3 pseudogenes are annotated in these 11,993 nt (G+C 75.1%); all 3 read right to left on the bottom strand.

Annotated elements, in window-relative coordinates:
• Positions 1 to 92, bottom strand: a pseudogene (locus IE244_RS43200) (beta-ketoacyl synthase N-terminal-like domain-containing protein); the annotation flags it as partial.
• A gap of 135 nt (positions 93 to 227) precedes the next feature.
• Positions 228 to 4,679 (bottom strand): annotated as a pseudogene (locus IE244_RS43195) (type I polyketide synthase); the annotation flags it as partial.
• A gap of 132 nt (positions 4,680 to 4,811) precedes the next feature.
• Positions 4,812 to 11,945 (bottom strand): annotated as a pseudogene (locus tag IE244_RS43190) (type I polyketide synthase); the annotation flags it as partial.
• Positions 11,946 to 11,993 lie beyond the last annotated feature (48 nt).

Raw genomic sequence — 11,993 nt, 5'->3', positions numbered from 1 at the left:
GCCGGGAACTCCCCGACCGCGTCACCACCGGCGGCCACCAGCTGCCACAGGTCCTCGGGCGAACGCACCCCGCCCGGATACCGGCACGCCATCCCGACGATCGCGATGGGGTCGTCGTGCTCGGCGGGCGCGGCGGCCGCTTCCGGCGCGGCCGTGGTGGTGAGGCCGGTGAGCTCGGTGCGCAGCTGCCGGGCGAGTGCCTGGGCGTTGGGGTGGTCGAAGACCAGCGTGGCCGGCAGTACGAGGCCGGTCTCGGCGTTGAGCCTGTTGCGCAGTTCGACGGCGGTCAGGGAGTCGAAGCCCAGGTCCTTGAAGGCTTGGCCGGGCTCGATCTCGCCGGTGCCGCTGTGGCCGAGGACGGCCGCCGCGTGGCTGCGGACGAGGTCGACCAGCAGCGTGTGCTGCTCGGTCTCGGGCCGCCCGGTGAGGCGGTCGGCCAGGGGCGAGGCGGCGGCCGTGCCGGGCCCGCCGGCGGTGAGGATCCGTTCGGTCTCCGGGAGGTCGCCGAGCAGGGCGCTGGGGCGGCCCACGGTGAACGGGGGCAGGAACCGCTCCCAGTCGACGTCGGCCACCATGGTGGTGGCCTCGCCGGAGTCCAGCGCCCGTCGGAGGCCGGCCACGGCGAGCGCGGCGGGCATCGGGACCAGGCCGCGGCGGCGCAGTCGTTCGTCCGCGCCGTCGCCCTCGGCCATGCCGCCACCGGCCCACGGGCCCCAGGCCACGGCGGTCGCCGGCAGGCCCTGGGCCCGGCGGCGTTCGGCGAGTCCGTCGAGCAGGGCGTTGGCCGCCGCGTAGGCGGCCTGGTAGCCGCTGCCCCACACGCCGGCGATGGACGAGAAGAGGACGAAGGCGTCGAGTTCCCGGCCGGCGAGGAGCGCGTCGAGGTGCAGGGCGCCGGCCGCCTTGGCGGACAGCACGTCGGCGAAGGCGTCCGGCGTCATGGCTTCCAGCGGCTCCAGGTGGTCCACGCCCGCCGTGTGGACGACGGCGTTCACCGGGTGCTCGGCGAGCAGCGCGGCCAGCGCCGCCCGGTCGGCCACGTCGCACGCGGCGACGGTCGCCCGGACACCGGTCGCCTCCAGCTCTGCGACGAGATCCGCCGCACCCGGCGCGTCGAGGCCGCGGCGGCTGGTGAGGAGCAGGTGTTCGGCATCGGCACCGGCGAGCCAGCGGGCGACGTGCCCGCCCAGCGCCCCGGTACCGCCGGTGATCAGTACCGTGCCGCGCGGCGACCACCGCTGCCCGGCCCGGGTGTTCCGGCGGGCGGCGGGGTGGGAGAGCCTGCGGCCGAACACGCCGCGGGCGCGGATCGCGACCTGGTCCTCGGCCGACTGTCCGAGGACCGCGGCGAGGCGGCCGGCGATCCGGTCGTCGACCGTGTCCGGGAGGTCGATCAGACCACCCCAGCGCGGCGCGTGCTCCAGGGCGGCGACCCGGCCGAGGCCCCATACGGCGTTCTGGGTGGCGCTCGGCACGGCGTCCGCCCGGCCGGTGGACATGGCGGACCTGGTCAGCGCCCACAGCGGGGCGTCGATGCCCGCGTCGCCCAGGGCCTGGACGAGCGCGAGGGTGAGCGCGGTTCCGACGGAGAGGGCCGGGTGTCCGGCATGGGGCCGCTCGTCGGTGCCGAGCAGGGAGATCACACCGTCGACCGGGGTCTTGCGGACGGCGTCGCCGAGCTGCCGCAGCAGTGCGTCGCGGTCGGCGGCCGGGTCGACCGCCACCCGGACCAGCCGGGCCCCGCGGGCGGCGAGCCCGTCGGCGACGGCGGCGGTCCACTCGACGGCATCGGTGTCGTCGGTGTTCTCGGTGGCCACGAACAGCCAGTCGCCCGGCAGTCGGTGCGCCCGCAGGCCGCTGAGCGGCTTCCAGCCCGTGCGGTAGGACCAGCCTTCCGCGGCGGACTCGCGGCGCTGCTGCCGGCGCCACGCGGACAGCCGCGGCAGCACCGCGTCCAACTGCTCGGCGGGCAGGTCGAGGGTGGCGGCGAGGGACTGAACGTCCTCGCGCTCCACCGTCTCCCAGAACCCGGCCTCCACGGCGTCGGTGCCCGCGCCGGCGGCGGCCGTGGGCGCCGTGGTCTCCAGCCAGTACCGCTGGTGCTGGAAGGCGTAGGTCGGCAGGCCGGCGCGCCGGGCGCCGCGGCCGGCGAAGAACGCCCGCCAGTCGACGGGGACGCCGTGCACGTGGAGCTGGGCCACGGCGCCGGTGACCGCCTCGGGCTCGGGGCTGCCGGACCGTGTGGAGGCAACGGTGACCACGTCGTCCAGGCAGCCCTGGACCAGGGCGCTCAGCACCGCGCCGGGGCCGGTCTCCACGAACGTGGTCACGCCCAGCTCGCCCAGGGTCCGGATGCCGTCGGCGAAGCGCACGGCCTCGCGGACGTGCCGGACCCAGTAGTCCGCCGTGTACGCGTCGATGAGCTCACCGGTGAGGTTGGAGACGACCGGTGTGCGGGGCGTCTCGAAGCGCAGACCGCCGACGACACGGGCGAAGTCCTCCAGCACGGGCTCCATCAGCGGCGAGTGGAACGCGTGGCTGACGGTGAGCCGGGACGTCTTGCGGCCCTGTCGGGTGAAGACGTCGGCCACGGCCGCCACGGCGTCCTCGGCTCCGGAGACCACGACGGACCGAGGGCCGTTGATCGCCGCGATGCCGGCGTCGTCGGTCAGGTGCGGCAGCACCTCGTCCTCGGTGGCCTGGAGGGCGATCATCGCCCCGCCGGCGGGCAGGGCCTGCATCAGTGCGGCACGGGCCGTCACCAGTGCGGCCGCGTCCTCCAGCGACAGGGCCCCGGCCACGTGCGCGGCGGCGATCTCGCCCACGGAGTGCCCGGCCAGGTAGTCCGGCCTGACGCCCCACGACTCCAGCAGGCGGTGGACGGCGACCTCGTGCGCGAACAGCGCGGGCTGGGTGAAGGCGGTGCGGTTCAGCTCCTCGCCGTCCTCGTGGCCACTCCGGCCGAAGGCGACGTCCCGCAGCGGCCGGTCGAGGTGCCGGTCGAGGTGGGCGCACACCTCGTCGTACGCCTCCGCGAAGACCGGGAACGCCTCGTGCAACTCCCGCCCCATGCCCGGGCGTTGCGAGCCCTGGCCGGAGAACAGGAATCCGACCTGGCCCGTGTCGGCGCGGCCGAGGACGACGCCGGGAGCGGGTGTCCCGGAGGCCAGGGCGCGCAGGCCCTCGGCGATCCGGCCGTGGTCGGCGCCGACCACGGCGGCGCGGTGCTCCAGGGCGGCCCGGGTGGTGGCCAGCGAGAAGCCGATGTCCGTGGGGGACGGTTCGGCGCCGTCGGCGGTGAGGGACAGCAGACGCTCGGCCTGGGCGCGCAGCGCGGCCTCGGACTTGCCCGACAACACCCACGGCACGGTCGCCGAGGCGACCTCGACCGGTGCGACGGCGGCGGGTTCGGCCACCGGGGGCTGCTCGATGATGGTGTGCGCGTTGGTGCCGCTGACGCCGAAGGACGAGATCGCGGCCCGGCGCGGACGGCCCGTCTCCGGCCAGTCGACGGCCTCGGACAGCAGCCGCACCGCGCCCGCCGACCAGTCCACGTGCGGCGTCGGCTCATCGGCGTGCAGCGTCCGCGGCAGGACGCCGTGGCGCATCGCCATCACCATCTTGATCACACCGGCCACGCCGGACGCCGCCTGGGCGTGACCGATGTTGGACTTCAGCGAACCCAGCCACAACGGCCGGTCCTGCGGCCGCTCCTGGCCGTACGTGGCGAGCAGCGCCTGCGCCTCGATCGGGTCACCCAGAGCGGTGCCCGTGCCGTGTGCCTCCACCGCGTCGACATCGGCCTCGGTGAGCCCGGCGGAGGCCAGGGCCTGGCGGATCACCCGCTGCTGCGCCGGTCCGTTCGGCGCGGTCAGTCCGTTGGACGCGCCGTCCTGGTTGACCGCGCTGCCCCGCACGACCGCGAGGACCTCGTGGCCGTTGCGCACGGCGTCGGAGAGGCGCTCCACGAGCACCACGCCCACGCCCTCCGCCCAGCCGGTGCCGTCCGCGCCGGCCCCGAACGCCTTGCAGCGGCCGTCGGCGGACAGCCCGCGCTGGCGGCTGAACTCCACGAACGCGGCCGGTACGGCCATGACGTTCACACCGCCCGCGACGGCCATCGTGCTCTCGCCGCCCCGCAGCGACTGGATGGCCAGGTGCAGGGCGACCAGCGACGACGAGCACGCCGTGTCGACGGTGACGGCCGGGCCCTCCAGGCCGAACGAGTAGGCCACGCGTCCGGAGACGACGCTCGCGGCGCCGCCGGTGAGCAGATGGCCCTCGACGCCTTCCGGGACCTCCGGGAGGCCCGCGCCGTAGCCCTGGTAGGACATGCCGACGAACACGCCGGTGCGGCTGCCCTTCAGGGAGGCCGGGTCGATGCCGGCCCGCTCGAACGCCTCCCACGAGGCCTCCAGCAGCAGGCGTTGCTGCGGGTCCATCGCGAGCGCCTCGCGCGGTGAGATCCCGAACAGCGCGGCGTCGAAGTCGGCGGCGTCGTGGAGGAAGCCGCCGTCGCGCGCGTACGTCTTGCCCGGGGTGCCCGGGTCGGGGTCGTAGAGGTTCTCGATGTCCCAGCCGCGGTCCTCGGGGAAGCCGGAGATCGCGTCGCCGCCGGACGTCACGAGCTGCCACAGGTCCTCGGGCGAGCCGACGCCGCCGGGCAGGCGGCAGCTCATGGCCACGATCGCGATCGGCTCGTCGTCGGTGGCGGCCGTGCGCTGCTCGGGCTGTGCGGCGCCCTGCGAACCGAGCAGCTGAGCACGCAGGAACCGGGCCAGGGCCGTGGCGTTCGGGTAGTCGAAGACCAGCGTGGTGGGCAGCTTCAGGCCGGTGTCGGCCGTGAGCTTGTTGCGCAGTTCGACGGCGGTGAGCGAGTCGAAGCCGAGGTCGTTGAACGCCCGGCCGGGCTCCACCGCCGCGGCCCCGTCGTGGCCGAGCACGGCGGCCGCGCGCGTGCGCACGAGGTCCACCAGCGTGCGGTCCTGCTCCCCCGCCGGCAGCCCGGTCAGCTTCGCGGCGAGCGCGTTGCCGGCCTCGGCGCCGCCGGAGACCGGGGCCTCCAGGGCACGGCGCGCCTCGGGCACGTCGGAGAGCAGGGCGCTGGGGCGGGAGACGGTGAACGGGCCGATGAACCGCTCCCACTCGAAGTCGGCGACGGTGAGAGCGGTCTCGTCGTCGGCCACCGCCTGCTGGAGCGCGGAGATCGCGAGTGCGGGCCGCATGGGGGGCAGGCCGCGGCGGCGCAGCATCTCCTCTCCGTCGCCGACTCCGGCCATGCCGCCCTCGGCCCAGCCGCCCCAGGAGACGGCGAGCGCGGTGCGCCCGTGTGCCCGCCGGTGCTCGGCGAGGGCGTCCAGGTAGGCGTTGGCGGCCGCGTAGGCGCCCTGGCCGGCGCCGCCCCAGATGCCGGCGCCCGAGGAGAACATGACGAACGCGTCGAGCTCCTGACCGGCCAGCAGTTCGTCCAGGTGCATGGCACCGGCGGCCTTGGCCGCCACCGTGCCGGCGAACCCGGCCGGGTCGGAGTCCTCGATCATGACGTGGTCGCCGACGCCCGCGGCGTGGACGACGGCGTTGACGGGATGCTCGGCCAGCAGCGCCCGCAGGGCTTCACGGTCAGCCGCGTCACAGGCCACGACGGTCGCGGCCGCGCCGAGCTCCGCCAGCTCCGCGACGAGTTCCGTGGCGCCCGGCGCCGCGGGACCGCGGCGGCTGGTGAGCACCAGGTGCTCCGCGCCCGCACCGGCGAGCCAGCGGGCGACGTGCCCGCCCAGCGCACCCGTACCACCGGTGATCAGCACCGTGCCGCGCGGTGACCACCCCTGGGCGGGGCCGGTGGCGCGGGGGGCCCGGACGAGCCGGCGCCCGAAGACGCCCGAGGCGCGGACCGCCACCTGGTCCTCGGCCGCCTGGCCGAGGACGGCGGCCACGCGGGCCGCGGTGCGGGCGTCCAGCAGCTCGGGGAGGTCGAGCAGTCCGCCCCAGCGCTGCGGGTGTTCCAGCGCCGCCGCCCGGCCGAAGCCCCACACCTGCGACTGCAGCGGGCGGTCCGCGCGGTCGGAGCGGCCGGTGGCCACCGCGCCGCGCGTGGCGCACCACAGCGGGGCGTCGACACCCGCGTCGCCGAGCGCCTGCACCAGGCAGAGGGTCGTGGCGAGGCCGTGCGACAGGCCGGGGTGTCCGGCCGAGGCGCTCTCGTCCTCGGCGAGCAGGGACAGCACGCCGGCCACCGGGCCGACGCCGGCCAGTTCGCGGGCCAGCGTCCCGCGGTCGGTGCCGGGCCCGGCGACGAGCGTCACCAGTTCCAGGCCGCGCTCACTGAGCGCGGTGCGCACCGAGTCGGTCCACTCGCTCTCCCGGGCCACGACGAGCAGCCAGGTCCCGGACGCGCCGGGCCGCGGGAGCGCGCCGAGCGGCTTCCACGTGACGCGGTAGCGCCAGCCGTCGACCACGGACTGCTCGCGGCGCTGCCGGCGCCACGCGGACAGCCGGGGCAGGATCGCGCTCAGCGAGGCGTCCGTGCTGACGCCCAGGGTCGCCGCGAGGGACTGGACGTCCTCGCGTTCCACGCTGTCCCAGAAGCCGGAGTCCGCCGGGTCGGCCGGGGTGCCGTCGGCTGCCGGGTCCTCGTCCCCTTCCAGCCAGAAGCGCTCGCGCTGGAAGGCGTAGGTGGGCAGTTCGACGCGGTGGGCGCCGGGGAAGAGCGCCTGCCACTCCGGGGAGACGCCGTGCACGTGCAGTTCGGCGAGCGCGGTGACGAGGGCCTGCCGCTCGGGGCGGTCACCGCGCAGGAGGGGTACGGCGACCACGTCGTCCGCGCAGGCCTGGGCGAGGGCGCTGAGGACGCCACCGGGGCCGATCTCCACGAAGGTCGTCACGCCCAGCTCGTGCAGGGTCTGGACGCCGTCGGCGAAACGGACCGCCTCACGCACGTGCCGGACCCAGTACTCGGGCGTGTACGGCTCGGCCAGCCGGCCGGTCAGGTTCGAAACGACGGGAATCCGCGGCTCGTTGAAGACCAGACCGCTGACGGCCTCCGCGAACTCCTCCAACATCGGATCCATCAACGGCGAATGGAACGCATGACTGACCCTCAACCGGGACGTCTTACGACCCCGCTCACGGAAGACTTCACCGACGGCGACGACCGCCTCTTCGGCGCCGGAGACGACGACCGACTGGGGACCGTTGGTCGCCGCGATCCCGACGCCGTCGGTCAGGTGGGGAAGGATCTCGTCCTCGGTCGCCTGGACCGCCAGCATCGCGCCGCCCGCGGGCAGCGCCTGCATCAACGCCGCACGCGCCGACACCAGCTTCGCCGCGTCCTCCAGCGACAACACCCCGGCCACATGCGCGGCCGCGATCTCACCCACCGAGTGACCGGCCACGTAATCCGGCCGCACACCCCACGCTTCCAGGAGCCGGAACAGGGCCACCTCGACCGCGAAGAGCGCGGGCTGGGTGCACCCGGTCTGGTCCAGTGTCTCGGCATCGACATCGACCGGCGCGTCCAGCCGCGCACACACCTCGTCGTACGCATCGGCGAAGACCGGGAACGCCTCGTACAACTCCCGTCCCATACCGAGGCGTTGCGAACCCTGACCCGAGAACAGGAAACCGACCTTGCCTCCCGGCCGGCCCTGGACCACTCCAGGCGACGGCGTTCCGGTGGCCAGGGCGGTGAGGGCCTGCCGGAGCTCGTCCGGGCTCTGTGCCAGGAGCACCGCGCGGTCCTCGAACATCTCGCGGGAGGCCAGGGAGAAGCCGATGTCGCAAGCCGTCCAGCCGTCCCTCGCATCGAGGTGGTCGGCCAGCCGGGCCGCCTGGGCGCGCAGCGCCGGCTCGCCCTTGCCCGACAGCACCCACGGGACGAGTACCCCGGAGTCGGGCGTGGGGGGCAGCTCCGCCGTGGCGGGGGCCTGCTCGATGATGGTGTGGGCGTTGGTGCCGCTGACGCCGAAGGACGAGATCGCGGCGCGGCGCGGGCGGTCCGACTCGGGCCATGCGACGGCCTCGGTCAGGAGCCGGACGTCACCGGCCGACCAGTCCACGTGCGGGGTCGGCTCGTCCGCGTGCAGCGTCCGCGGCAGGACGCCGTGGCGCATCGCCATCACCATCTTGATCACACCGGCCACGCCCGCCGCGGCCTGCGTGTGGCCGATGTTGGACTTCAGCGAGCCCAGCCACAACGGCCGGTCCTGCGGCCGCTCCTGGCCGTACGTGGCGAGCAGCGCCTGCGCCTCGATCGGGTCGCCCAGCGTCGTCCCCGTGCCGTGCGCCTCCACGGCGTCCACGTCGCCCGGAGCGAGTCCGGCGGAGGCCAGGGCCTGGCGGATCACCCGCTGCTGCGCCGGTCCGTTCGGCGCGGTCAGGCCGTTGGACGCGCCGTCCTGGTTCACGGCGCTGCCCCGTACCACCGCGAGGACCTCGTGGCCGTTGCGCACGGCGTCGGAGAGGCGCTCCACGAGCACCACGCCCACGCCCTCCGCCCAGCCGGTGCCGTCCGCGTCGGCCCCGAACGCCCTGCAGCGGCCGTCGGCGGACAGCCCGCGCTGGCGGCTGAACTCCACGAAGACGTTCGGGCTGGCCATGACGGTGACGCCGCCGGCCAGGGCCATCGTGCACTCGCCGCTGCGCAGCGACTGCATGGCCAGGTGCAGGGCGACCAGGGACGACGAGCAGGCCGTGTCGATCGTGACGGCGGGGCCTTCGAGACCGAAGGTGTAGGCCACCCGGCCGGAGACGACGCTGGACGCGCCGCCGACGAGCCGGTGTCCCTCGACGCCCTCCGGCGTGCGGCGCGCATCGGCTCCGTAGCCCTGGTAGGCCATGCCGACGAACACGCCGGTCCGGCTGCCGCGCAGGTGTGCGGGGGCGATCCCGGCCCGCTCGAAGGCCTCCCACGAGGTCTCCAGGAGGAGGCGTTGCTGCGGGTCCATCGCGAGGGCCTCACGCGGCGAGATCCCGAAGAAGCCGGCGTCGAAGTCGGTGGCGCCGTGGAGGAATCCGCCGTCGCGGGCGTACGTCGTGCCGGGGCGATCGGGGTCGGGGTCGTAGAGGGCGTCGACGTCCCAGCCGCGGTTCGACGGGAACCCGGAGATGGCGTCGCCGCCGGACGTCACCAGGTCCCACAGGGCCTCGGGCGAGTCGACGCCGCCGGGCAGGTGGCAGCTCATCGCCACGATGGCGATGGGTTCGTCGTCGGCGGCGGCCGCGTGCTGGTCCTGCGGCGCGTCGGCCCGCGCTCCGAGCAGTTCGTTCTGCAGGAAGCGGGCGAGGGCCGTGGCGTTGGGGTAGTCGAAGACCAGCGTGGGCGGCAGCGCGAGTCCGGTCGCCGTGTTGACCTTGTTGCGCAGTTCGACGGCGGTCAGGGAGTCGAAGCCCAGGTCCTTGAAGGCCCGTTCGGGCTCGACCTCCGCCGCCGAGGAGTGGCCCAGGACGGCCGCGACGTGCGCGCGGACCAGGTCGGTCAGGGTCGCCGTGCGCTCGGCCTCCGGCAGTCCGGCGAGCCGGGCCGTCAGGGGCGCGACGCCGGTGGCGGCGTCGGCCGGTGCCGCGGTGCCGGCGCGGAGCACCTCGGGCAGCTCGGACAGCAGGGCGCTGGGGCGGCCGAGGGTGAACGGTCCGATGAACCGTTCCCAGTCGATGTCGGCCACGACGACCGCGGCGTCGTCGCAGTCCAGGGCGCGCTGGACCGCGGTCACGGCGAGGGCGGCGGGCAGGGTGACGACGCCGCGGCGGCGCAGCTGCTCCTCGTCGGCGTCGGTGACCATGCCGCCGTCGGCCCAGGGGCCCCAGGCGATCGCGGTGGCGGTCAGGCCGCGGGCCCTGCGCCCGGCGGCGAGCCCGTCGAGGAAGGCGTTGCCGGCCGCGTAGGCGGTCTGCAGTCCGCTGCCCCATACGCCGGCGATCGAGGAGAAGAGGACGAAGGCGTCCAGCTCGCGCTCGCCGAGCAGTTCGTCCAGGTGCGCGGCGCCGCGGGCCTTCGCCGCGACCGTGCGGGCGAAGCCGGTGGGCGTCAGCTCGTCGAAGGGGGTGAACTGTGCCACGCCCGCGGCGTGGAAGACGGAGGTGAAGGTGTGCTCGGCGAGCAGCGCCGCCACCGCGTCGCGGTCGGCGACGTCGCACACGGCGAGGGTGACGCGTGCTCCCAGTGCCTCCAGCTCGGCCTTGAGCGCGGTCGCGCCGGGCGCGTCGGCGCCGCGGCGACCGGTGAGCACCAGGTGTTCGGCACCGGCACCGGCGAGCCAGCGGGCGATGTGCCCGCCCAGCGCACCCGTACCACCGGTGATCAGGACGGTGCCGCGGGGAGACCAGGGCCGGCCGGCGCCGTTTCGGGCGTGGGCGAGCCGGGCGGTGAACACGCCGGAGGCGCGGACGGCGACCTGGTCCTCCGCCGTGTCGGTGCTCTGGCGCAGGACGGCGGCGATCCGGCCGGCGGCGCGCTCGTCGACGGCCGCGGGCAGGTCGATCAGGCCGCCCCAGCGCCGGGCGTGCTCCAGGGCCAGGGCGCGGCCGAGGCCCCACACCTGGTTCTGCTCCGCGCTGAGCGGTGCGTCGTCGAAGCGGCCGGTGGCGGCCGCGCCGCGAGTGGCGCACCACAACGGCGCGTCGACGCCCGCGTCGCCCAGCGCCTGGGCCAGGGCGACGGTCTGTGCGAGGCCCTGGGAGAGCGCGGGGTGCTCGGGCGAGGCGGTCTCGTCGGTCGCGAGCAGCGACAGGACGCCGTCGAGCGAGCCGGCCTCGGCTGCGGCCCGGGTCAGCTCGTCGGTCAGGGACGCGCGGTCGGCGTCGGCGCCGACCGGCAGCGGGATCAGGTGCGCGCCGCGTCCGGCGAGGGCCGCCCGGACCGTCCCGGCCCACTCGTCGCCTTCAGGCGCGGCGAACAGCCATGTGCTGCCGGAGAGGTCCCCGGCGGACAGGCCGTTCAGCGGCTGCCAGACGAGCTGGTAGCGCCAGCTGTCCACGACGGACCGCTCGCGCCGCTGGCGCCGCCAGGCGGACAGCTTCGGGACCACGGCGTCCAGTTCGTCGGGGCTCAGCCCCAGCGTGGCCGCGAGGGACTGGGCGTCCTCACGCTCGACGCTGGCCCAGAACTCGGCGTCGACCGCGTCCACGCCGGCCGTCTCCGCCTCGGGGGCCTCCAGCCAGTAGCGCTGCTGCTGGAAGGCGTAGGTGGGCAGGTCGACGCGGTGGGCGCCGGGAAAGAGCGCCTGCCAGTCCGGGGAGACGCCGTGCACGTGCAGTTCGGCGAGCGCGGTGACGAGGGCCTGCTGCTCGGGGCGGTCGGCGCGCAGCAGCGGGACGGTGACCGCCTCGTCCACACAGCCCTGCGCCATGCCGCTCAGGACGCCGCCGGGACCGATCTCCACGAAGGTCGTCACACCCAGCCCGTGCAGGGTCCGCACACCGTCGGCGAAACGGACCGCCTCACGCACGTGCCGCACCCAGTACTCGGGCGTGTACGGCTCGGCCAGCTCTCCCGTCAGGTTGGAGACCACCGGGATCCGCGGCTCGCTGAACGTCAGACCACGAACAACCTCCCCGAACTCCTCCAACATCGGATCCATCAACGGCGAATGGAACGCATGACTGACCCTCAACCGGGACGTCTTACGACCCTGACCCGCGAAGATCTCACCGATCGCGGTGACCGCCTCTTCGGCGCCGGAGACCACGACCGACTGCGGGCCGTTGATCGCCGCGATACCGACCCCCTCGGACAGGTGCGGCAGCACCTCCTCCTCGGTCGCCTGGACCGCGACCATCGCACCACCCGCGGGCAGCGCCTGCATCAGCGCCGCACGCGCCGACACCAGCTTCGCCGCATCCCCGAGCGACAACACACCCGCCACATGCGCGGCCGCGATCTCACCCACCGAGTGGCCGGCCACGTAATCCGGCCGCACACCCCACGACTCCAGCAACCGGAACAACGCCACCTCGACCGCGAACAACGCCGGCTGCGTCGAACCCGTCTGATGAAGCGT

Origin of the sequence: Streptomyces filipinensis (assembly GCF_014649495.1) — a bacterium.
GTDB classification, from domain to species: domain Bacteria; phylum Actinomycetota; class Actinomycetes; order Streptomycetales; family Streptomycetaceae; genus Streptomyces; species Streptomyces filipinensis.
The sequence above is the reverse complement of the archived record's forward strand: the minus strand, read 5'-3'. Positions and strand labels throughout refer to the sequence as shown.